The following is a 23,001-nucleotide window of genomic DNA, read 5'->3' on the forward strand; positions in this document are numbered from 1 at the left end:
CCCGCCATGGCATTTCCCCTGTTTATATTTGCGCCATTTTGGAATTGACGGTCTCAGAAATCCAATGAATTGTTATGGCTTGATCAATGATTTCGGTGCATCGATGTACACCCCCACCCTGCGCCAGCTGCAGCAGTTAGTCTACCTCGCGGAAGAGCGGCATTTCGCCCGGGCGGCCCAGCGCGCCCACGTCACGCAGTCGGCGCTGAGCCGCAGCTTGCAGACCCTGGAGGACGCCGTCGGGATGCGGCTGTTCGACCGCAGCTCGCGCTCGGTGGAGATCACACCGGTCGGCGAGCGACTGGTGGCGCGGGCCCGCTCGCTCCTGTCGAGCGCAGACGACCTTGGCCGCGAGATGCGCCTGCTGCGCTCGGGAGATGCCGGCGAGGTGACGGTGGGCGTCGGCGCGTTCACCGGGCTGACGCTTCTGCCGGATGCCATGGCGCGGCTGTATTCGGAGCACCCGTCCGTGCGCATCATCGTGGTGCAGGACAATTGGCGCGCCCTGATGGAGGTGCTGCAGCAAGGAAAGCTCGATTTCTTCCTCGCGCACATCACCGACATCCGCGCCGACGACAGCCTCGACATCGAGCCGCTCGGCGGCCTTCCGGGACACTTTTACTGTCGGGCGACTCATCCGTTGGCGCGCCGACGGGAGCTTTCGGCACGCGAACTCGCCGGCCAGCACTTCGCCTCCGTTGCGCTGCCACCGGAATTCCGCAGGCGCCTGGAAGCGCTCATCGCTGCGCCGGAGGGCCGCGGCTTCGACGTCGCGCTCGAATCCGAGAACGCGAGCCTGCTGATTCAAATGGCCATTCGCTCCGACATCGTGCTCGTCGCCGGCGATGCCGTGCTCACCCATGAGCTGGCCTCCGGGCAGTTGGTCCGCCTGAACGTGGCCGAACTGAAAGAGCCGCGCGCGTCGGACCTGCTGATGGCGCAGTTCGGCATCCTGCGGCTGAAGGGACGGACCCTATCGCCCGCAGCGATGATGCTGATGGACCTGGTGCGCGCGCAAGCTGCGCGAACGCTGACCGGACCACGCCGGCCGCCAGCTCCCCGCGTCGCACGTGACATGCATCGGTCTCGACCCGTCCCACGCAAGAAGCCGAGCACAACCGGACGTAATCAATCGCATAATCCCACCAGGGGCAAAGCCTGACTCGGTCGCCGGCCTTGCGCAATCATCTGCTGGCCGCGCTGCGGGACAGCTCCTGCAGAAGCCGTATCGCCTGCTCTCCCTGCGCTTCCGGGACGAACAGGTGATCATGATGAAAGGCCGAGACCGCGTTGACGCTGATGCCCGCCCCTGCGAGGCAGGTCGTGACCGCGGCGAGGAAGCCGACCGCATCGAGCGCTGATAGCACCGACAGCGTGATCAGGCGCGCGACGAACTGATACGGCAGCCCGACCTGCTCGGCGTCCTCGCGCCGGACGATCAGCGTGATCCCTTCGCGCTCTCGAAACAGCATCAACGGCGTCAGCTCGACCGGGATGTCGTGATGCGTATCGACAGTGCAGAACACGAATACGCCGTCCTGCAGCTCGGGAGCCATCGTGCGCAGCAGCGTATCGAGGTTGGGTTCGCCCGCCATGGATCCTCGTCAGTTCGCCGCGAGGCGCTCGCGACCATGCGGCACGGTGAAATCCTGCAGCGGCCCGACCGGGACGATGCCGGTCGGGTTGATGGTGCGATGGCTCTCGTAGTAGTGCCGCTTGATGTGCTCAAAATTCACTGTCGCGGCAATCCCCGGCCATTGGTAAAAATCGCGCGTGTAGGCTGAAAGATGCTGATAGTCGGCGATGCGGCGGATGTTGCACTTGAAGTGGCCGACATAGACGGAATCGAAGCGGATCAGGGTCGTGAACAGCCGGATGTCGGCCTCGGTCATGGTGTCGCCGAGCAGGAAGCGGCGGGTCGACAGCCGCTCCTCCAGCCAGTCGAGCGTGGCGAACAGCGGCCCGATCGCCTCCTCATAGGCGGATTGCGTGGTCGCGAAGCCGCATTTGTAGACGCCGTTGTTCAGCGTATCGTAGACGCGCGCATTGATGGCGTCGATCTCATCGCGCTGGGCTTGCGGATAATAGTCACCTTGCTTGGCGCCGACGCCGTCGAACGCCGAGTTCAGCATGCGGATGATCTCTGATGACTCGTTGTTGACGATGGTGCGGTTTTGCTTGTCCCAGAGCACGGGCACGGTGACGCGGCCGGAATAATGCGATTCCGCGGCGGTGTAGACCTGATGCAGAAGGCCGGCGTGATTGACGCTGTCGGCCACGACGCCCGGCCCCTCGGCAAACGTCCAGCCCTGCTCGCGCATCAGCCAGTGCACGACCGATACCGAAATCATGTCATCGAGCCCCTTCAGCGCGCGCATGATCAGGGTGCGGTGAGCCCACGGGCAGGCCAGGCTCACATAGAGATGATAGCGGCCCGCTTCGGCCTCGAAGCCGCCGGTGCCGGATGGGCCCGGACGGCCGTCAGCCGTGACGAAGCTACGGAACGCCGAATCCTTGCGGATGAAACGGCCGCCGGACGCCGCCGTGTCGTACCAGACGTCGTGCCATTGGCCGTCGACCAGGACTCCCATGACGCTCTCCTCCCACACCGTGGCCTGGGCGGAGGGCCGCAATGTGCCGCCCTTTTGCCTTGGCCCCTCGCATGACAGGAGTACACATCACTCCGCCGCTGCGCCAGCGGAGAGCCCGCGCTTCAAGGCACGGCTCCGCCGAAACACGCGGTCACGACTGGAACGGGATGGTGCGGCCCGGCTGCGCCGCCTGTTCCCGCGTATAGGAGACGCCGTGCACCTTCACGCCCGCGGCATTCAACAGGGTGATGATTCCGCCGCGGTTCGACAGCGCGACCGGCGCAACGATGGGCACCACCAAGGTGGCGCCGCGCGCGATCGTGCCGCTCAGTTGCATGGCGTTCTTCTGCCTGTCCTTGATCTGCCAGCCGGTGAGATCGACGTCGACATCGGCGGTGTTCAGCAGCGTGACCGTCTCGTGCTCCGGCGTGCGCACGTCGTTGACATAGGCCGCGATGATCCGCACCAGCCCATCGGGCACGTCGAGCGGCGGAATGTGGTCACGGTCGGGAGGCGTATGCGGCGCGTTCGGGTGATCGGGATCGGGCGGAAGGATGACCCCTCCGCTGGCATCGTCCGAATGCCAGGCCTGGGTCTGGAATTTCAGGAAGACGGCGACCCATTGCTGCTGGTCGGGAAACTCGAAGAGCAGTCCGCCATCCTGCCAGGGACCGTTGTCCTTGGCGTATTTGCCGGGCGGATTGCCCTGGTTGAAATGGATGTCGTGGATGCCGCGGCCTGGCTTGAAGCCGAAATAGCGGTCGGCCTTGTCCTCCGGTCCCCATGCGACGCCGAAGGCGTAGATGAGAGCCGTCTCGTCCGACATGGCGCGCTGAACGTAGGCGTCGATCTTCTCGTTGAGATCGTTGTCGGGGCCCGCGGCCGACAGCGGCAGCGGCTTCAGCTCCCATGGCTGCATCAGATTGCCCCGGATGAAATCGAGCGCCACGCCGCCGGGCTTGCTCTCCAGCGGATGCAGCCCTTCCGAAAACGCCTTCAGGCCATCGACGATCGGATGTTCGAAGCGCGAGCGGACCAGGAATTCGACCTCGCTGCCATCCTGGGAGCGGACATTGATGGCGATGCGATAGAGCTCACCATCGGCGGAGACCTGCACCTGATAGTGCGGACTGCTTCCCGTCGCCAGACGATTGTTGATAGGCCGACCCTTGAGAAGCGAATAGTCGTTCAATGGCATGGTCGTCTCCAACTCTGTCCGTAACGATATCTAGGACGAGAACAGCAATCGATCGCGTTCGGCCTGCGACCCCTCGACATAGAAGCGCTCGAACCAGGCCGGCTTGCCGGACAATGCGGTCGGCTTGCGCAGCGTGATCGCGGCAGGCGCGGATGCAGCGCGCTGCCGCTCGGACTTGCCGTGGAACGCGTCGCGCATCCGGTTGCGAAACTGCAGGTGATCGAATACGCGGGTGGCCTCGATCGCATAGGACGTGGCGATCTTTCGGTCCTCGATCATGATGAGATGGTCGCCGTTGCCCTTCTCGCCGCTCGGCGAGAAGTTGCTCGATCCGGTGAACACTTTCGCGGTCGGCAGGCTGAAATCGGTCACCAGGAACTTGTGATGGATGTTGCGGCCCTTGCCGCCGGACCATTCGCTGCGGAACGGCTCCGGCGCCTTGCTCGCTAGGTAGGCGAAATCGACGAGACCGATCGAGCCGTCGGGCTTGCGCAGCTCCAGCGCGCCGCGCTTGTCGACGGTACCGTAGCTGAAGATCGGCCGCTCCATCACGCGGTCGAACGCCTCCTTGGTCGGACCGTCACCGAGCTGGCTCAGAAATGCGACCGAGTAGAACACCGACGAGGTGGCCTGATCGATCGCGGCCCGGATCGGATTGAGCGAGAGATCAGTGGCCTGATGCGGTGAGAAGCAGAGCTGTACGGTCGGCTTTCCCTCGGTGTGGACGGCGTGCCACTTCTTGGAGAAATCATTCGTCCGGAAGGCCGAAGGGTCCTCGAAGGCGATGTCGAACATCTCGCCGAACAGCCCGGCGACGCCCTGCGAATGAAAGACCAGCATATTGTTGGCCTGAATATAGAGGCCGCGGAAGGTGAAATTGGTCGAGCCGCACAGCACCTTCTCGGGCCTGCCGTTGCGGCGCGAGATCAGGACCTTGTTGTGCTGGAGATTGCTGAAGTGCGTGCGCAGCACGGCAGCACCCGCCTGCTTGAAGCGCTTGGCGCTGCGCGATTCCGCGCTGCCGGGCAGCTTGTGGCTGTTATCCTTGGCGTTGGAGTCGTCGATGATCGCGCGCAGCCGCGGGCCGAACTGCTCCAGCAGGCCGATCACGTCGGGCTCATTGAGGTCATAGGCCATCACGTCGAGCGTGAGCCCGGGATCCGCCAGGGCCTCTTTCAAGAAGCCGAACAGGAGGTCGTAGGCCTCGAACCCCAGCCACTCGTAGACGCTGTCGCCGGCCTCGTTGGCGAGGTCGAGCTTCTCGAAGCTCGGCCCGTCGCGGCTCTCGACGGGGATGATCTCGGCATTGTTGCCGAACTGATCGCGATAGGCCTGAGACGAGGCGAAGTTGCGGGTGAAACCGATGTCGATGAGGCCATCATAGGTCACGGCGCTCTGCGTGATGTCGAGCGAGAGGCTGGTCCCTGCCACGAGCGTGCCGTCGTTGCGCATGTGCTGCTTGGCGACGCGATACGTATAGACTCCGTCCTTGGGCCGGTAAGGAAAATGGATCCAGCGGAATTTCTGGAACGGCGCCTCGGTCGACGGGAAATTCCGGTTGCCGTCGACCTCCGCGCCGGCCCCGGCCGGATAGGAAAACGCGATCCTGTTGCGCAACTGGGAAAAATCCCGCGCGCCCGGCGACTTCACCTCGATCGAGAATCCGACCAGATCGGGTTCGGGCTCGGCGACGTCGAAGCCGATCATCGTCATGCGCTCTCCACGCCACAGCTTGGACGTGAACCCGTTGCTGGATTTGCTGTTCTCGAAATCGCTCATGATCGAAATGCCCCACGGTGATGAAAAAAGGCGCGCACGAAACGCATCTCGCCGAAGGGCTACAATCTTCGCCATGAGCCGCGGACGACGCAACCTCAAAATGATTTGAAACTGGTCATCAACCAGGATTGTTGCATGATCCTACGTCGGTCATGTGAAGGCGGATGTGAATGACGTCACAGTCGGAGACGGTATCCGGATCAGCTTTGCTGTGATGCCGGCGCGTGTGTCGTCAGTCTCGACGTTGGCGAACAAGCGCGAGGGCACATGACGACGAGCGTCGAAAACCGAGCCCTATCGCGGGGCGGGCCTAGCCCGCGTCACGGCGTTGATGAAGCCCTCGCGGGCGTCGGAATGCCCCTGCCCGCGCGGCTCCAACACGTGACGCAGCAGGAACAGGCCGGTCAGCCGGAAACCGTCGAGCAGATCCTGCTGCGACCAGCCATGGCCCTGGTCGCTCTCGCGCAGGAAGGGCGGCAACGGCAGCAGCCGGTCGGCCCATGGCGCGCCGGCCGTGCGCGACACCGCGCCGCCCGACTTCGGGGATACGTAGATCAGGTCCGAGATCTCACCGGTCGCAGCGCAGGAGTCGAGATCGAGCCCGAAGCCGAGTTCGGCGAGGATCGCCAGCTCGAAGCGTACGATGTGGACGGCGGCGCCGCCCGCATCCTCGAAATCATCGAGCGCATGTTCGAGCCGCAGATACATGTCCTCGTGCGGATCGCGCTCCGGCAACAGCCGGGCCAGCGAAGCAAGATGCGTCACGCCGTAGGCGCCGTGTTGCGCGGAGATCAGCCCCGCCGCCCGCAAGGTCAGCGCGTCGATGGCGTACATGCCGAGATGCTCGTCGAGCCGCGCGCGCCAGATCGCGCGCACCGTGTTGCCCGGCTGCAGCACCGGCCGCATGCGCTTGCCGCTCGCCCCGCGCACGAGACCGAGATGCCGGCCATGCTCGCGGGTCAGCAACTCGACGACGGCCGAGGATTCGCCGTGCCGCCGCACGCCCAGCACGATGCCATCGTCGGTCCATTCCATCGGTGTGGGTTCTCCACCACTCGCAGACGCCAAGCCGTGAGCGCCAGTCGACGATCAAGCCCCAACGTTGCTCGCGCGTGCTGCCGCCACAAACACCGTCATTGCGAGCGCAGCGAAGCAATCCAGAGTTTCACGCGCAGCCCTGGATTGCTTCGCTGCGCTCGCAATGACGGAATGATCGTTATGCGCCAAACGCAGGGTGGGCACGCTGCGCTTTGCCGACTCTGCATTCTGCATTCCATCCATCACGCGTTGAACCAGCCGCGCGCATCGCCCGTGAACGAGTAGTACAATCCCATCGTCGTCAGCGCGCAGGAGATGACCTCGATGCCGGCATCGAGCGTCATGCCCTTCTGACCAATCACCTGCACCAGGGAGATGTCGGACAGCACCAGCGCCGCCAGCAGCACCCAGCGCGGCCAGTTCTTGCGGCGCTGCGCCGCCAGATAGACGAAATAGAACAGCAGCAGGATGACCACCCCGTTGAGCACGGTCTGCGCGGTGATCATGTCCTCGGTCATGTCGAAGGTCGGCGTCCGATCCGAGACGGCAACAGACAACGCATCCAGCATCAGCGAGATGTAGAGCAGCACTTCGAACCACAACACGTTGCGCGGCACGCTCATTGTCATTCCCTGGGGAACTCGAGCCCCATTTCCCGGTAGCGGTCGGGATCGTCGCCCCAGTTCTCGCGGACCTTCACGAACAGGAACAGGTGCACCGGCACACCGGTGATCTCTGAGATTTCCTTGCGCGACTGCGCGCCGATCGACTTGATCGTCGCGCCGCCCTTGCCGAGCACGATCTTGCGCTGGCTGTCCCGCTCCACGAAGATCGTCTGCTCGATCCGGATCGAACCGTCCTTGCGCTCGGTCCAGCTGTCGGTCTCGACGGTGGACTGATACGGCAGCTCCTGATGCAGATGCGAATAGATCTTCTCGCGGGTGATCTCGGCCGCGAGGTGCCGCATCGGCGCGTCCGACATCTGGTCCTCGGGATAGTGGAACGGACCGGGAGGCACCATCTCCGCCAAGGCCCGCCTGAGATCGTCGACTCCGTCGCCCGAGATCGCCGAGATCATGAAGGTGCGCGCGAAGGACAGCTTCTCGTTGGCAGCCGCGACCAGCGCCAGCAGCTTCTCGCGCGGCACCAGGTCGACCTTGTTGACCACCAGGATCTTCTCGTGCGCGACCGCGGCCGCCTTGTCGATGATGGACTGCGCCTCGTCGTCGATGCCCTTCTTGGCATCGAGCAGCACGCAGACGACATCGGCATCATGCGCCCCGCTCCAGGCCGTCGTGACCATGGCGCGGTCCAGCCTGCGCTTCGGCGCGAAAATTCCGGGGGTGTCGACCAGAATGATCTGAGACGCGCCTTCGATGACGATGCCGCGGATCAGCGCTCGCGTCGTCTGCACCTTGCGCGAGACGATCGTGACCTTGGAGCCGACCAGCGCGTTGACGAGCGTCGATTTGCCGACGTTGGGCGCGCCGATCAGCGCAACGAAACCGCAGCGGGTCTGGACAGCCGGCACTGATTGCTGTTCAGCCGTCATTGCTGCCGCCGCTGACGCCTTCGCGCTCGATCATGACCGATGCCGCCACCTTTTCTGCCGCCCGCTTGGAGCCACCGACGCCTTCAGCGGGCTCCAGGCCCGGCAGGTCGACGGCGACGCGGAACTGCGGATCGTGATGCGGGCCGGTGCGCTCGACCTCCCGGTACACCGGGGTCGGCAGGCCCTTGCCCTGGGCCCATTCCTGCAGCACCGTCTTCGGATCGCGCAGCGGGCGCCGCGGCTTGTGCATGCGCTCGGTCCAGTTGCGCTCGACGAATCCCGCGGCGGCCGCGTAGCCACCGTCGAGGAAGATCGCGCCGATCACCGCCTCGCAGACGTCGCCCAGCACCGACTTGCGCAACCGCGCCCCGGCGCCGGCGCCGACCGCGCCGAGCTTGATGTCGTCGAGCAGGCCGAGCGACTTGGCGACGTCGGCGCAGCTCTCCTTGCGCACGAGATCGGCCAGCCGCTTCGACAATTCGCCCTCGTCCGCGCTCGGAAACGAGCGATACAGCATGTCGGACACGATCAGGCCGAGCACGTGGTCGCCGAGGAATTCGAGCCGCTGATAGCTGTCGCCACGCTTCTTGGACGACTTCAGCGCCGAGACGTGGGTGAAGGCGGTGCTGAGCAGTGACGGATCGGCGAAGTGATGACCGATGCGCGCCTCGATCGCGGCATTGGCGGCCTTGTCCGCGGCCTTGGCGCCCTTGGCCGCGCCGGTTCCCGCGCTCTTGGTGCGGCGACTGCCCTTCGCCTTGCTGCGCGGCTTGCCGTCGGGATCGGTCTCGGCAACGAGCAGGGCCGTGTCCGCCGCGTCCGGGCTCGCGATCGCCGATTCGGACTCGACGGTCTTCGTATCCGCCTTGAAGCTCGGCTTCGGATCGGTCTTGGAATCGGTCTTCGACTCGGTCTTGGGCTCGCTCTTCTGCTCAGGCTTGATCTCAGACTTCGGCCGCGACGCGGCCTTGGGCGTCGCCTCCATCGCACCCGTGCCGGGTTGCGGGCTCGATGCGGCAGCCTGCGTCGTCTGGATTTCGGGTGAGTCGTCGATCATCGGACGAATTTGAAGATTCGATTCCAGCGCACCGATACCGGCCAGCGCCAGAACGCCCAGGCATGCTCGCCTTCGGCAATGGAAAAGAAGATCAGCTGCGCGCGGCCGACGATGTTCTCGAACGGCACGTAGCCGACCTGGCTGAGGAAGCGGCTGTCGGTCGAGTTGTCGCGGTTGTCGCCCATCATGAAGAAGTTGCCGGCCGGCACGGTATACACCGCGGTGTTGTCGACATAGCCGTTGTCGACGCAGTCGAGCGTCTCGTAGCTGACGCCGTTCGGCAGGGTCTCCTTCCAGCGCTTGACGCGCGCGGTCGAGTCGGGCTGCCCGCAGGGATCCTCGCCGATGAAATCGGAGAGCCGCTCGCGCTGCACCGGCTTGTCGTTGACGTAGAGCAGCCCTTCGCGCACCTGGATGCGGTCGCCAGGCAGGCCGATCACGCGCTTGATGTAGTCGGTGGTGTCGTCCTTGGGCAGACGAAACACGACGATGTCGCCGCGGCTCGGCTCCGAGCCGAACATGCGGCCCGAGAACAGCGGCGGCGACAGCGGAATCGAGTAGTGGCTATAGCCGTACGAATATTTCGATACGAACAGATAGTCGCCGACCAGCAGGGTCGCCTTCATCGATCCGGAGGGGATGTTGAACGGCTGGAACAGGAAGGTGCGGATCACCAGCGCAATCAGTAGCGCATGAACGACGACGCGAACGGTTTCACCGAGGCCGCTCTCAGTCTTGGTTCCGGAGGTCACGCTCATCGCTCTTTCAATGTCCCTTGGCGAATGGTCCGACGATTCGCCAGCCGTTGCCGAACACCCCTCCGCCCGCGAACACCATACCGTTCCGCGGCTTAAGGGAGTCTGTCCTGATTCTGGTGGTTAAGGCCAACTCCGGTTTGACCCAGAATCCGCCCGTGATGCAGCCGGTTCAATCCGGCGGGTTTTAGACGACTGCGCGGGGCCGCGCAATCAATCGCCGTATCAAAACTATATAACTCGCTGGAATCGATCGCATTTTTGTTTTTCCTGCGGGGCGGCCGCCCATCAGGATGTCTCGCGGCGCACCGCCGAAATTATGACGAAGGCTTGCGCCAGCGGCCAGTCGTCGGTGATCGACAGGTCGATGCGGGCCTCGTGGCCCTCAGGCGTCAGCGCCTTGAGCCGTTCGGCCGCGCCACCCGTAAGCTGCATGGTCGGCCTGCCCCCGGGCAGGTTCACCACCCCCATGTCACGCCACCACACCCCGTGACGGATTCCGGTGCCGAGCGCCTTGGCGCAGGCCTCCTTGGCGGCGAATCGCTTGGCGTAGGTGGCGATCACCATCTTCTCGTTCTTGGCCCGCCGCTCGGCCTTGGCGCGCTCGGCCGCGGTGAAGATGCGGTTCAGGAAGCGCTCGCCATGGCGCCCGATGACCTCGCCGACCCGGCGGATGTCGATCAGGTCGGAGCCGATGCCGATGATCATGCTGATGTCCCCAGCCGCGCGCGGCCGCGATCCATCGCCGCGCGCATGGTCCGCACCGACTGGGGCAAACCCACGAACAGCGCCTCGCCCATCATGAAGTAGCCGATGTTGAGCTCGACGATCTCCGGCAGGGTCGCGATCCGCTCGGCGGTGGCATAGTCGAGCCCGTGTCCGGCATGGACCTCGAGCCCGGCCGCATAGGCCAGCCGGGCGCCGGTCACGATCCGCTCCCACTCGGCAGCCGCCTTGTCATCATGGCCGTCGGTGATGGCATCGCACCAGCCGCCGGTGTGGATCTCGATCACGGGCGCGCGCAACCGGGCCGCCATCTCGATCTGCGCCGGGTCGGCGGCGATGAACAGCGAGACCCGGATGCCGGCATCGCTCAGCCGGGCGATCGCCGGTGCCAGCGCCTTGTGCTGGCCGACCACGTCGAGGCCGCCCTCCGTGGTCAGCTCCTCGCGCCGCTCCGGCACCAGACAGCAGGCGTGCGGCCGCGTCGCGAGCGCGATCCGCACCATCTCCTCGGTGGCCGCCATCTCGAAATTCAGCGGCTTGGAGATCTCGGCCTTCAGCCGCGCCATGTCGTCGTCGCGGATGTGCCGGCGGTCCTCGCGCAGATGCGCCGTGATGCCGTCGGCCCCGGCCTCGATCGCGAGCAGCGCGGCGCGCACCGGATCGGGGCTACGGCCGCCGCGGGCATTTCGCAAGGTGGCGATGTGATCGACGTTGACGCCGAGGCGCAGCTTCGGAGGATGTGACTTAGACGGATCGGACATGGGCCGGCTCGCAGGACTTTCGAGTAGACTACGGCTTGTTTAGCGCATCCCGGAGCAGAACGCCGCTGCCATCCCCGCAGATTAGCCATTCACCCGGTCGACCCGCGCCACGATGGTCTTGGCGCGCAACTGGTTGATGATCGCCGAGAGATGCTTGAGGTCATAGACCTCGAGATCGATCGTGAGTTCGGTGAAATCAGGCGAGCGGCGGCTCATGCTGATGTTGTCGATGTTGCCGTCGTGCTCGGCGATCACGGTCGCGACCTGGGCGAGGCTGCCGGGCTCGTTGACGTTCTCGACGCGAATGCGCGCCGGGAAGCGCTGCGGGGAGGTCTCGTCGACATCCCAGCGCACGTCGAGCCAGCGCTCCGGCTCCTCCTCGAAATCCTTCAGCGCCGGCGACTGGATCGGATAGATCGTGATCCCCTCGCCCGGCGTCACGATGCCGACGATGCGGTCGCCCGGCACGGCGCCACCGTTCGGCGCGAACTTCACCGGCAGGCCGGAATTGAGCCCGCTGATCGGGATCGCAAACGGGCCGCGGTGGGGCTCGGCCGCAGGCGCAGCAGCCTTGGCTGCCGGCGCGGCGGCCGTCTTCTTGGCGCCGTAGCGCACGACGCGCTCTTCCTTGTAGTCCGGATACATCGCACGCGCGACGTCGGAGGCCTTGATCTCGCCACGTCCGACCGCCGCCATCACGTCGTCGATCGAGGCGCGGGCCAGGCGCGGCAACGCCCCTTTCAGCTTGTCGTCGGCATATTCGAGCTTGGTGCGCTCGAACAGACGCTCGACGATGCGGCGGCCGAGCCCGGCATATTGATCGCGCACGGCGGTGCGGGTGGCGCGCCGGATCGCCGCGCGGGCCTTGCCGGTGACGGCGAGCGTCTCCCAGGCCGAGGGCGGCGCCGACTGCGCGTCCGAGGTCAGCACCTCGACCTCGTCGCCGTTCTGCAGCTCCGACGACAGCGCGGCGAACTTGCCGTTGATCTTGCAACCGACCGCGCTGTTGCCGACGTCGGTATGCACGGCATAGGCGAAGTCGATCACGTTTGCGTGGCGCGGCAGCGCGATCAGCTTTCCCTTCGGCGTGAAGCAGAACACCTGATCGTGAAACAGCTCCAGCTTGGTGTGCTCGAGGAACTCCTCCGGATTTGCGCTCTCCGAGAGGATGCCGATGGTGTGGCGCAGCCACGCGAATGCGTTCGATTCGCGTTTGAGCCGTTCGGTCGGCGAGCCGATGTCGTCCTTGTAGAAGGCATGGGCGGCGATGCCGAGCTCGGCGATCTGATCCATGTCCTCGGTGCGGATCTGCAGCTCGACGCGCTGCTTGCCCGGGCCGATCACGGTTGTGTGTATCGAGCGATAGTCGTTCTGCTTCGGCGTCGAGATGTAGTCCTTGAAACGGCCCGGCACGACCGGCCAGGTCGTATGCACGATACCGAGCGCACGATAGCAGGATTCGAGATCCGGCATGATCACGCGGAAGCCGAAGATGTCGGAGAGCTGCTCGAACCCGATCGATTTGCGCTCCATCTTGGTCCAGATCGAGAACGGCCGTTTGCGGCGGCCAAACACCCGGGCCGTCAGGCCATGGTCGCGAAACTTGCGCGCCAGCTGGCTCTCGATTTCGCCGATCAGGTTGCGGTTGCGCTCCGCCAGCGCATCGAGCCGCTGCATCACCACGCTGTAGGCCTGCGGGTCGAGCGTCCGGAACGAGAGATCCTCGAGTTCCTCGCGCATCTCCTGCATGCCCATCCGGCCCGCCAGCGGCGCGTAGATGTCGAGCGTCTCCTCGGCGATGCGCCGCCGCGACGCCTCGGGCACGAACTCCAGCGTGCGCATGTTGTGCAAGCGATCCGCGAGCTTGACCAGCAGGACACGCACGTCGTCGGCGATGGCGAGCAGCAGCTTGCGCAGGTTCTCGGCCTGCTTGGCCTCGCGCGAGACCAATTCGAGCCGCTTCAGCTTGGTCAGTCCCTCGACCAGGGCGCCGATCTCGGGCCCGAAGAAGCGGTCGATCTCGGCGCGGGTCGCCTCGGTGTCCTCGATCGTGTCGTGCAGCAGCGCCGCGACGATGGTCGCGTCATCCAGCTTCAGGTCGGTCAAAATGGCCGCGACCTCGAGCGGATGCGTAAAATACGGGTCGCCGGACGCGCGGGTCTGCGACCCATGCGCCTTCATGGCGTACACATAGGCGCGGTTGAGGAGATCCTCGTTCGTATCCGGATTGTAGGAGCGGACCCGTTCCACCAGATCGTACTGCCGCATCATGCGGGAGCGCGGCTTCTGCGGCCGCGGCCGCTCAGCCGGCGGCGGAGGCGCCAACGCGGCCGATTCGGCCGCCGCCTGCATCTGCTGAGGAATGTGGCCCGAAACCACCATGGAAAATGACTAAACCTTTATCTTCGTGACCAAATCTGCCGAACGGCAGGCGCTGGCCGCAGCCCTATGGTAATCACGGAATCACGTTCAAATGCAAAGGCCCGGACGCGGTCCGGGCCTTCACAATCTCACAAGTGAACTGGAGCGCGCGCTGACGGCGACGAGGCCGTCACTCGTCCTCTTCGGGCTGCTCTTCCGGCGGAGCGAGGCCCTCGAGGCCCTTCAGCAGTTCTTCCTCGGTCATGCGCTCGACGGCGACCTCGGTGTCGTCGGCATCGACGCTGGCACCGGCCGAGCCGATCAGCGGCACCGTGTCCGGCTCCGGCTCGTCGACCTCGACGAACTTCTGCAGCGAATGAACCAGTTCTTCCTTCAGATCCTCGGGAGAAATGGTCGAATCCGCAATTTCGCGGAGTGCGACGACGGGATTCTTGTCATTATCTCTATCGATTGTAAGTTGTGATCCCGACGAGATCATGCGCGCGCGATGCGCGGCCAGAAGGACCAAGTCGAACCGGTTGTCGACTTTATCGATACAATCTTCCACAGTGACGCGCGCCATTGTCGCTCCGGTCCTTTGTGTGCTTAATATGCTGATTATGCTGGGCTAGTTATAGAGGCTGGCCGGTTTTCGCAAGGCTAAACTGGCGTCAGGTTTCTGTAAGGGGCAAGGTGTACCGAATTCGGCAACCTTGACTGGCGCTCCGTCCAGACCCGCGGAATTCGGGCGTTGGACAAGAAAACGCTTCATTACGTCGTCACAAGTGCGCCTTTGTTGCCCCGATCACTCCCGTTTGCGGTAACCTCACACCAGATGGACCGCCGACGCCTTGGCAGTATCTTGAAATGGAATGCGCGACCGACTGGAGTCGCGCCAAAAATAGAATCTAACTGAACGCGAGACACTGAATGTCATCTTCGACCAACAAGATTGCGCTCTTCATTGACGGCGCCAACCTATACGCCACGGCCAAGACGCTCGGCTTCGACATCGACTACAAGCGCCTGCTCAAGGAATTTCAGAGCCGCGGCACGCTGCTCCGCGCGTTCTATTACACCGCGATCATCGAGGATCAGGAGTATTCGTCGATTCGGCCCTTGATCGACTGGCTCGACTACAACGGCTATACGGTCGTCACCAAGGCGACCAAGGAATTCATCGACGCCAGCGGCCGCCGCAAGGTCAAGGGCAACATGGACATCGAGCTCGCCGTGGATGCGATGGAACTCGCCGAGCATATCGACCAGATGGTGCTGTTCTCGGGCGACGGCGACTTCCGCTCGCTGGTCGAAGCGATGCAGCGTCGCGGCGTTCGCGTCACCGTGATCTCGACCATCTCCAGCCAGCCGCCGATGATCGCCGATGAGTTGCGCCGCCAGGCCGACGTCTTCACCGACCTCATGGAGTTGCAGTCCAAGCTCGGCCGCGACCCGTCGGAGCGCCCCGCCCCGCGCGAGCCGCGCCACCATTCCCCGCAATTCCTCCAGCGCAGCACGACCGCACCGGCCGCACGCACCACCACGACCACCCCCACCACCGATGACGATTTCGACGACTAGGCGGCGGACGGACGCCACGTCTGCGCCATCCACCCCGTCCTCGACCAATCCCGATCGAGACTGTCCGCTGTGCCCTCGCCTCGTGGAGTTCCGCGAGGCGCAGCGCGCGCGTGAGCCGTCGTGGTTCAACGCGCCGGTGCCGTCGTTCGGTGATCCCGATGCGCGGCTCCTGATCGTCGGGCTCGCGCCGGGGCTGCAAGGCGCCAATCGGACGGGGCGTCCCTTCACGGGCGACTACGCCGGCGAGCTGCTCTATGGGACGCTGCTGCACTACGGATTTGCGAAAGGCCGGTTCGAAGCCCGCCCCGACGACGGGCTGACGCTGGTGGACTGTCGAATCAGCAACGCGGTCCGCTGCGTGCCGCCACAGAACAAGCCGCTGCCGGCCGAGATCAACCAGTGCCGGAGCTTCCTCGGCGCCACCATCGCCGCGATGCCGCGGCTGCGCAGCATCGTCGCGCTCGGCCGCATCTCCCACGACACGCTGCTGAAGCTGCTGGGCTTGCGCGCGGTCGCGGCGCCCTTCGCCCATGGCGCCGTGCACCAGGCCGGCAGGATCAGGCTGTACGACAGCTATCACTGCTCACGCTACAACACGAATACCGGCGTGCTCACGACCGAGATGTTCCACGCCGTGTTCGCGCGCGTAAAGGCGGAGCTGGATTAGTTCGGCACGCCCCCCCCTCACGCGCCAGATGCGCGGTTGTCCTTCAGCCACGCCAGCACGTCGCCCGCGTTCCTGTCCGGCGGAAACACCGGGTAGAACACGTGGGTGATGCGCGCGGCGTCCACGATCATGGCAAGCCGCTTGATCATGGTCAGCCCGGCGATCTCCATCGTCGGCAACCGCAGTGCATTGGTCAGCTCGAGCTTCTCGTCCGACAGCACCGGAAACGGCAGGTGCAGGCGCGAGGCCATCTCGGTCTGATAGGCATTGCTCTGCGTCGACAGACCGAACACATGCACGGCGCCCGCTGATTTCAACTCGCCGAACAGGTCGCGGAAGCTGCAGGTCTGCGGCGTGCAGCCGCGCGCGCCCGGGATCATGTCCCAGTCCTCGACCAGTGACACCTTGCCGGGTTCGCCGGTCCGCGGATAGGCAAACACCACGGTCCGTCCCGGCAGATCCGACAGCGTGACCAGCGTGTCGTCGGTGGCACGCAGCCCGATCGCGGGAATGATCATCCCGACCAGATGATCGGCTGCGCCGTCGTCGGTCGGAGCCGGAATCCGGCTCCAGTCGACATCCAAGAGGTTCTTCTGATTCATCGGATGCTTTCCCAAGGCTCGGGCGTGCTGCCGAGGAGCGCACGGCAAAGGTCTCGTTAGCCGCGCGCCCGCAGCAGCCGCCCCTTCTCGCGGCCCCAATCGCGCTTCTTCTCGCTCTCGCGCTTGTCGTGCAGCTTCTTGCCCTTGGCGACGGCGAGCAGCAGCTTGGCGCGGCCGCGCTCGTTGAAATAGAGCTTCAGCGGGATCAGCGTCATGCCTTCGCGCTCGACCGCACCCATCAGCTTGTTGATCTGCTTGCGATGCAGCAGCAGCTTGCGCGGCCGCTTCGGCTCGTGATTGAAGCGGTTGGCCTGCAGATATTCGGGAATGTTGGCGTTGATCAGCCAGATCTCGCCGTTACGCGAATCCGCATAGGATTCCGCGATCGTCGACTTGCCGCCGCGGACCGACTTCACCTCGGTGCCGGTCAGCGCGATGCCGGCCTCGATGGTGTCCTCGATCGCGTAGTTGAACCGCGCCTTGCGATTCTCGGCGGCGACCGTGATCTTGGGTTCGTTCTTTTCAGCCATCAGGACTTTTTCAGGAGATCACGGATCTCGGTCAACAGCTCGACCTCGGCCGAGGGCTTCGCCGGCGCCGCGGGGGCTGCCGCTTCGTTCCGCTTCAACCTGTTTATCACACGGATGATCATGAACAGCACGAAAGCGATGATGAAGAAGTTCAGGGTCAGGGTCAGGAACTGTCCATAGGCCAGCACGGCACCCTGCTTCTTCGCGTCCGCAAGGTTGCCCGCATTGACCGTCTTGGACAGCGGGATGAAGTAGTTCGAGAAATCGAGCCCGCCGGTGATGGCGCCGATGATCGGCATGATCACATCGGCAACGAGCGAAGTGACGATGGCGCCGAAGGCCGCGCCGATGATGACGCCGACGGCGAGGTCGACGACGTTGCCCTTCATCGCGAATTCACGGAATTCCTTCAACATGCTCGCGTCCCCCTCAGACTTGCGAGAAATCCTCGCGACCTTCGCCGATCCCGAGCTCCCTCGGAACCTAGTTGATCAATCCGGCATGAACCATCGCCTCGCGCACCGCGACCCGGGTCGGCTCCGACACCGGCACCATCGGCAGCCGCAGCTTCTCCTCGATCTTGCCGAGCAGCGACAGCGCGTATTTCACCGGCGCCGGGTTGGACTCGATGAACAGATTGGTATGCAGCGGCATCAGCTTATCGTGGATCTTCAGCGCCGTTGCGACATCGCCCTTCTGCCAGGCCTGGTGGAATTCCGAGCACAGCCGCGGCGCAACGTTCGACGTGACGGAGATGCAGCCATGGCCGCCATGCGCCATGTAGCCGATGATCGTCGCATCCTCGCCCGAGAGCTGGTTGAACTCCTCGCCCATCGCGGCGCGCTGCTGCGACACCCGCACCATGCTCGCGGTGGCATCCTTCACGCCGGCGATGTTCTTCAGCTCGAACAGGCGCTTCATGGTGTCGACGGACATGTCGATCACCGAGCGCGGAGGAATATTGTAGATGATGATCGGAATGCCGATCGCATCGTTGATCGCCTTGAAGTGCTGATACAGGCCTTCCTGCGTCGGCTTGTTGTAATAGGGCGTCACCACCAGCACTGCGTCCGCCCCCGCCTTCTCGGCGTGCTGGGCGAGCTCGACCGCCTCCTTGGTCGAATTGGAGCCGGCGCCGGCGACGACGGGCACGCGTCCCCGGGCCTCGGCGATGCACCACTCGACCACCTGCTTATGCTCGTCATGGCTGAGCGTCGGGCTCTCGCCGGTCGTGCCTACCGGCACGAGGCCGTTGGTGCCCTCGTCGATCTGCCAGTTCACCAGGCTGCGAAAAGCGGCCTCGTCCACGGAGCCGTTCTTGAAAGGAGTGACCAAGGCGGTGAAAGAACCCCGGAAATTCGTCTTGGCTGCCATGAAACTCCCTCCCAAACGCCGCTTGGCCCCTGTACGAGCCACTTCATACCGGGTCTGCCGACGAGGCGGAAGGCCCGCCCGCGGTTGGGCTGCCTTCTCAACAGGCACACGGATCGCTCGAATCGCATTGCCGAGGCCCGCGATCACCCTTCGCTGAAGCCCCACGGCCCGCACGCCGCCCTTCGGTCGTGATTTCGCCGCGGTGTTGGCGCAGGTTGCAATCCTTCCCGGTATATTTAGGATTTGTTCACCTTTTCGATAGACCCATGTTGGTCAGGGGATCGAAGTCATCCGCCGCAAAAGGAACGCCGTGCCCTTTTCTGCCCGCGCCACTGCATTGCGATCGACCGCCCTGTCGGTTTCACTCTCGGTGTCCTTGGCCGCCGGCCTGACACTCGGATGGGCTCTCGCCGGACATAGCGCTCTCGCCAAGGACCAGGCTGCTGGGTCCAAGGTTTCGGGATCCAAGGCTGCCGCGGCCAAGGTTCCGGTGCCGAAGGCGCGTCCGATCGCGCGCAGCGCGGTTCCGAAGACGAACACCCACGAGGCCGCCGGGACCAAGAGCGAGGTCGACGCGCGGGCCGAAGCGAAGGCCGAGGTCAAGAGCAGCCCCAAAGGCGCCGGCGAGACGGCGCGCGCGGCGCCGAAGGACATCACCCCCGGCGCGGCGGCTGCGAGCCTGCCGGCCCGCCAGCATGCCGCCCTGCCCGCCTCCCGCAAGCCCGTGGTGCCGGCTGCGATCGCCGCGACGTCCTCGACCTCGCAATCCGACAAGGAGGCGCTCGAAAACGTGATCGAGCTCGTCCGCAAGCGCAAGCCCAGCGATGCCACCGAGGTCGTGCAGGCGATCTCGGATCCCGTGGCGCGCAAGCTCGCGGAGTGGGTGATCCTGCGCAGCGACAACAACAATGCCAGCGTGGAGCGCTACCGCGCGTTCATCGCCGCCAACCCGTCCTGGCCGTCGCAGACCTTCCTGCGGCGCCGGCTCGAGGCCGCGTTGTGGGACGACAAGCGCGACGATGCCGTGGTGTGGTCCTGGTTCGAGAACGAATCGCCGCTGTCGGCCAAGGGCAAGTTCGCGCTGGCCCGGGTGATGCTCAATCGCGGCGACCGCGCCAATGCCGAGCGCCTGGTGCGCGATGCCTGGCGCAACGACGCGATGTCCGAGGAGACCGAGAACAACATCCTGGACCAGTACGGTGCCCTGTTGTCCGGCGGCGATCACAAGGCGCGGATGGACACGCTGCTGTATGGCAGCGAGCACGAGGCCGCCATGCGCGCTGCCCGGCGGCTGGGCTCGGGCCACGTGGCGCTGGCAAAAGCTCGAATCGCGACCTACCGCAAAGCCTCCAATAGCCAGAGCCTGCTCGAAGCCGTGCCGCGCGAACTCCACGGCGATGCAGGCTATATCTTCAGCCGCATCCAACTGCTGCGGCGCGACGAAAAATTCGCCGAGGCGGCGCAGCTGATGCTGAACGCGCCCAAGGATCCCGGCCGCCTGCACAATCTGGACGAATGGTGGATCGAGCGCCGACTGCTGGCGCGAAAGATGATCGACACCGGCGAATATCGCAGCGCCTATCTGATCGCGCGGGATGCGGCGCTGCCGAACCGCGACATCTACAAGACCGAGCAGGAATTCACTGCCGGCTGGATCGCACTGCGTTTCCTCAACGATCCGGCCACCGCGGCCCAGCACTTTGCGCGCATCGGCGTCGGCAGCGTCAATCCGACCACCCTGGCGCGGGCCGGCTATTGGCAGGGCCGCGCGGCAGAAGCGATGGGGCGCATGCAGGAGGCGCGCGCGGCCTACACGTCGGCCGCCGAGCAGTCCACGAGCTATTACGGACAGCTGGCGCGCGCGAAGCTCGGCCTGCCGCAGCTCGGCCTCAATGCGGCGCCGAGCGGCCGTGGACGCGGCGTCGAGCGGCTCGAGGTGGTGCGCGCGGTGCAACTGCTCTACGAGCTCGACGAGGGCGAGGTCGCGATCCCGATCTTCGCTGACATGGGCGACAATGGCGACCCCGACGCGCTGGTCGGACTCGCGGAAATCGCCGCGCGAAACAGCGATGCGCGAGCGATGCTGCTGGTCGGCAAGGCCGCACTCAATCGCGGGCTGCCGTTCGACCATTACGCCTATCCGGTCACGGGCATTCCTGCGTTCCGCTCGCTGGGACCGGAGGTCGAGCCGAGCGTGGTCTTCTCGATCGCGCGCCAGGAGAGCGCCTTCAATCAGGCCGTGGTCTCGCCGGCACAGGCCTATGGGCTGATGCAGGTCACGCCGGATGCGGGTCGCTACGTCTGCAAGCGCGCGGGCGTCAGCTTCGATCTGAACCGGATGAAGACCGACCCGGTCTACAACGCGCAGCTCGGCGCCGCCGAGCTCGGCGGCCTGCTCGAGGACTATCGCGGCTCGTACATCATGACCTTCGCGGCCTACAATGCCGGCCGCGGCAGCGTCAGAAAATGGGTCGAGCGCTATGGCGATCCGCGCGATCCCAAGGTCGATGCCGTCGACTGGGTCGAACTGATCCCCTTCTCGGAGACCCGCAACTACGTGCAGCGGGTGATGGAGAACCTGCAGGTCTATCGCGCCCGCTTCGGCGGCGGCTCGCGGCTGCAGATCGAGGCCGATCTGCGCCGCGGCGCTGTGGTGGAGTAGCGAGTAGCGAGGCCTGGGCTACGCTCCGTCGTCAACTGCCTATTCGCTACTCCCTATTCGCCATTCGCCCGCACTTACCAGTTGCGCTGGGCACGCACCAGCAGCGAGACCGAGTCCTGGTCCTTCAACTGGTAGGTCGTGGCCGGCTTGGCAACGGCCGCGACCGCCGGTGCGTTCACCACGCCGGTGAACTTCTGGTCCAGCCTGGTCCAAGCGACGTCAGCAGAGAAGGTCAGATTCTTGACCGGCGTCCAGCGCGTGATCACACCCACCGTCGAAATGTTGAAGTCGGGGTTGCAATTCGCAGGCGTGATACCGAGAGCGACCATGCCTGCACCGTTGCAGATCAGTCCCTTCGCGGTGTTGTTGTATCTGACACCGCTCCAGGAGCCGTAGACCGCCGTATTCCAGAACGGATCCCAGTTGTGGGTGAAGGCCCCGCGGAAGCCGTAGGTGGTGGTCAACTGCTGCTGCGTATTCGCCCCGAACACCGAATCTGACACGCCCGCGAAGCCCAGGCTCTGGAAAGCGCCGGCCATGTTGCTGCCGCCATACATCGCGTAGTTGATCGGCGCGAGGCTCTGGAAATTGTAGCGGCTGGCGCCGTTGGTGTAGACGCCCTGCAGATTGATGGTGTCGCCGGCGCCGGTCGGGATGTTCTTGATCGACAGGGCGAGCTGACCCGCATAGCCCCATTTGTCGGCCGGGTGGCCGGTCGTCTCGTTGGCACCGAAGAAGGCGGCGTGATTGTCATGCGCCGCGAACGACGCCTGGAACAGACCCCAGGCCTGATCGACGCGCACCATGCCGACGATGTCGGGCGCGACGTTGCCGCCGAAATTCGACGTGCCATAGCTGCCGGTGAGCACGCCGGCGGCCGTCTGTCCCGCCGTATTCCAGATCTGCGACTGCGAATACTGCGTCGCATCCTGGGCCGAGATCGCGGCCGTAATGCCCGAGCCGAAGTCGGCGGTGTAGGTGAACTGGTTGACGCCGGTGATGGTGCCGCCGCCGCCGGTCAAACCGTCGAAATTGTTGCCGGGATAGTTGGCCCAGGGCGCGTCAAACTGCGACACGGCCTTGCCCATCGTGAATCCGGCAAACTGGATGAAGGCGTAGAAGACACCGAGCCCGCCTTGCGCGATGTTGCCGTCGGCCTGGGCTCCAGGCGCGCCCGCCGTCGAATAGGCAGTCGCGCCCGTGGGCGAGCCGGTCCCCGCGTAGCTGCCCCCGGTCCACTGGAAGACACCATCGAAGAAGGTGCGCACGACGCCATATTCGGTCGCGGTGCGGGTGTCGATGTTGAGGTCGGCACGCGAACGCGTCGTGTAGTAGTTGCTGAGACGATTTCGCCCGCCGGCGACGCCGTTCACGGCATTCTGGAAGATCGTATTCGTACCGAAGCCTGCTTCGGCACGCAGAAAGCCGCCCAGCTTGATGCAGGTGTCGGTGCCCGGAATGTAGAAGAATCCCGCTCCGTACATGGAACAGACCCTCACATACTCGACCGCTTTGGCCTTGATCGGAAGGTCGGCGGCCTGAGCCCCACCCATGGCGAGCAACGCCGCCCCTGAGCCCAGAACAAGGCTCCTCACAGTCTTCATACTAACCTCCAAATTGCTCAGTTCAGACCGGCCCGGCTCGACATCGAACGACCGCCCCCACGGTCAGCCCGTCTCCAGCTGCACCACAGTGCTCGCGCATAGCGTTGCAGTCGGAACGATCGAGAGGCGGACTTGGTGCTTTATCGGACCATTCTCGTGACCG

The 23,001-nt window shown here is 64.8% G+C and carries 22 protein-coding genes; 4 read left to right on the plus strand and 18 right to left on the minus strand.

Annotated features, from left to right (window positions below; all coding sequences use genetic code 11):
* The first annotated feature begins 103 nt into the window (after positions 1–103).
* Positions 104–1,162, plus strand: a complete 1,059-nt coding sequence (locus tag QW868_RS25055) for a LysR family transcriptional regulator (RefSeq protein ID WP_316231835.1) — start codon at positions 104–106, stop codon at positions 1,160–1,162.
* A gap of 22 nt (positions 1,163–1,184) precedes the next feature.
* On the opposite strand, the gene QW868_RS25060 is transcribed toward QW868_RS25055, so the two are convergent.
* The 13 genes from QW868_RS25060 to rpoZ form a co-directional block, all read right to left on the minus strand.
* A complete protein-coding gene (locus QW868_RS25060) occupies positions 1,185–1,595 on the minus strand; it encodes an ACT domain-containing protein (protein ID WP_316231781.1) in 411 nt (136 codons plus the stop codon).
* A 9-nt stretch (positions 1,596–1,604) separates the two neighbouring features.
* Positions 1,605–2,591 (minus strand): glutathione S-transferase family protein, encoded by a 987-nt coding sequence (locus tag QW868_RS25065; protein WP_316231782.1) that lies wholly within the window; start codon positions 2,589–2,591, stop codon positions 1,605–1,607.
* A gap of 151 nt (positions 2,592–2,742) precedes the next feature.
* Positions 2,743–3,789 carry a DUF2278 family protein gene (locus tag QW868_RS25070; protein ID WP_316163297.1) on the minus strand — a complete coding sequence of 349 codons (1,047 nt, stop codon included), beginning with the start codon at positions 3,787–3,789 and terminating at the stop codon, positions 2,743–2,745.
* Positions 3,790–3,819: 30 nt separating this feature from the next.
* Positions 3,820–5,568 (minus strand): phospholipase D-like domain-containing protein, encoded by a 1,749-nt coding sequence (locus QW868_RS25075; RefSeq protein WP_316231783.1) that lies wholly within the window; start codon positions 5,566–5,568, stop codon positions 3,820–3,822.
* Positions 5,569–5,862: 294 nt separating this feature from the next.
* Entirely contained in the window at positions 5,863–6,603 is a 741-nt protein-coding gene (gene recO / locus QW868_RS25080; RefSeq protein ID WP_316231784.1) for a DNA repair protein RecO, read from the minus strand.
* Between the two features lie 245 nt (positions 6,604–6,848).
* Entirely contained in the window at positions 6,849–7,229 is a 381-nt protein-coding gene (locus QW868_RS25085) for a hypothetical protein (RefSeq protein WP_315740252.1), read from the minus strand.
* Positions 7,230–7,231: 2 nt separating this feature from the next.
* Positions 7,232–8,158 (minus strand): GTPase Era, encoded by a 927-nt coding sequence (gene era / locus QW868_RS25090; RefSeq protein ID WP_315758593.1) that lies wholly within the window; start codon positions 8,156–8,158, stop codon positions 7,232–7,234.
* The gene (rnc, locus tag QW868_RS25095) at positions 8,148–9,215 is read right to left on the minus strand and encodes a ribonuclease III (RefSeq protein ID WP_315740254.1); all 1,068 of its coding nucleotides are present in this window, start codon (positions 9,213–9,215) and stop codon (positions 8,148–8,150) included. Before rnc ends, era begins: the two co-directional genes overlap by 11 nt.
* On the minus strand, positions 9,212–9,973 hold the full coding sequence (gene lepB / locus QW868_RS25100) for a signal peptidase I (RefSeq protein ID WP_315740255.1): 762 nt from the start codon (positions 9,971–9,973) through the stop codon (positions 9,212–9,214). Before lepB ends, rnc begins: the two co-directional genes overlap by 4 nt.
* A gap of 285 nt (positions 9,974–10,258) precedes the next feature.
* On the minus strand, positions 10,259–10,678 hold the full coding sequence (gene acpS / locus QW868_RS25105; RefSeq protein WP_315758597.1) for a holo-ACP synthase: 420 nt from the start codon (positions 10,676–10,678) through the stop codon (positions 10,259–10,261).
* Positions 10,675–11,457 carry a pyridoxine 5'-phosphate synthase gene (locus QW868_RS25110; RefSeq protein ID WP_315740257.1) on the minus strand — a complete coding sequence of 261 codons (783 nt, stop codon included), beginning with the start codon at positions 11,455–11,457 and terminating at the stop codon, positions 10,675–10,677. The genes acpS and QW868_RS25110 overlap by 4 nt, the downstream gene beginning before the upstream one ends.
* Before the next feature lie 81 nt (positions 11,458–11,538).
* Positions 11,539–13,839: a bifunctional (p)ppGpp synthetase/guanosine-3',5'-bis(diphosphate) 3'-pyrophosphohydrolase gene (locus QW868_RS25115; protein WP_315758599.1), complete on the minus strand. Its 2,301-nt coding sequence runs from the start codon at positions 13,837–13,839 to the stop codon at positions 11,539–11,541.
* Positions 13,840–14,008: 169 nt separating this feature from the next.
* Positions 14,009–14,401 carry a DNA-directed RNA polymerase subunit omega gene (rpoZ, locus tag QW868_RS25120; RefSeq protein ID WP_006612728.1) on the minus strand — a complete coding sequence of 131 codons (393 nt, stop codon included), beginning with the start codon at positions 14,399–14,401 and terminating at the stop codon, positions 14,009–14,011.
* 347 nt (positions 14,402–14,748) lie between these two features.
* Here rpoZ and QW868_RS25125 point away from each other — a divergent pair, with 347 nt between their 5' ends.
* Positions 14,749–15,399, plus strand: coding sequence for an NYN domain-containing protein (locus tag QW868_RS25125; RefSeq protein ID WP_315740259.1), 651 nt, complete (start codon positions 14,749–14,751; stop codon positions 15,397–15,399).
* On the plus strand, positions 15,380–16,066 hold the full coding sequence (locus QW868_RS25130; RefSeq protein ID WP_315758600.1) for a uracil-DNA glycosylase: 687 nt from the start codon (positions 15,380–15,382) through the stop codon (positions 16,064–16,066). Before QW868_RS25125 ends, QW868_RS25130 begins: the two co-directional genes overlap by 20 nt.
* Positions 16,067–16,083: 17 nt before the next feature.
* On the opposite strand, the gene QW868_RS25135 is transcribed toward QW868_RS25130, so the two are convergent.
* From QW868_RS25135 to dapA, 4 genes are all read right to left on the minus strand, one after another.
* Positions 16,084–16,668 (minus strand): peroxiredoxin, encoded by a 585-nt coding sequence (locus tag QW868_RS25135; protein ID WP_315758601.1) that lies wholly within the window; start codon positions 16,666–16,668, stop codon positions 16,084–16,086.
* Positions 16,669–16,724: 56 nt separating this feature from the next.
* Complete coding sequence (smpB, locus tag QW868_RS25140; protein ID WP_315711387.1) at positions 16,725–17,198, minus strand: SsrA-binding protein SmpB; 474 nt, start codon at positions 17,196–17,198, stop codon at positions 16,725–16,727.
* Positions 17,198–17,614 (minus strand): large conductance mechanosensitive channel protein MscL, encoded by a 417-nt coding sequence (mscL, locus tag QW868_RS25145; protein WP_315740262.1) that lies wholly within the window; start codon positions 17,612–17,614, stop codon positions 17,198–17,200. Before mscL ends, smpB begins: the two co-directional genes overlap by 1 nt.
* 67 nt (positions 17,615–17,681) lie before the next feature.
* Positions 17,682–18,572 carry a 4-hydroxy-tetrahydrodipicolinate synthase gene (gene dapA / locus QW868_RS25150; RefSeq protein WP_315740263.1) on the minus strand — a complete coding sequence of 297 codons (891 nt, stop codon included), beginning with the start codon at positions 18,570–18,572 and terminating at the stop codon, positions 17,682–17,684.
* Between the two features lie 310 nt (positions 18,573–18,882).
* Here dapA and QW868_RS25155 point away from each other — a divergent pair, with 310 nt between their 5' ends.
* A complete protein-coding gene (locus tag QW868_RS25155) occupies positions 18,883–21,234 on the plus strand; it encodes a lytic transglycosylase domain-containing protein (protein ID WP_316231785.1) in 2,352 nt (783 codons plus the stop codon).
* A gap of 74 nt (positions 21,235–21,308) precedes the next feature.
* On the opposite strand, the gene QW868_RS25160 is transcribed toward QW868_RS25155, so the two are convergent.
* Positions 21,309–22,838 carry a porin gene (locus QW868_RS25160; protein ID WP_315740265.1) on the minus strand — a complete coding sequence of 510 codons (1,530 nt, stop codon included), beginning with the start codon at positions 22,836–22,838 and terminating at the stop codon, positions 21,309–21,311.
* Positions 22,839–23,001: the final 163 nt, after the last annotated feature.

This window comes from Bradyrhizobium sp. SZCCHNR1051, assembly GCF_032489615.1.
Taxonomy (GTDB): Bacteria; Pseudomonadota; Alphaproteobacteria; order Rhizobiales; family Xanthobacteraceae; genus Bradyrhizobium.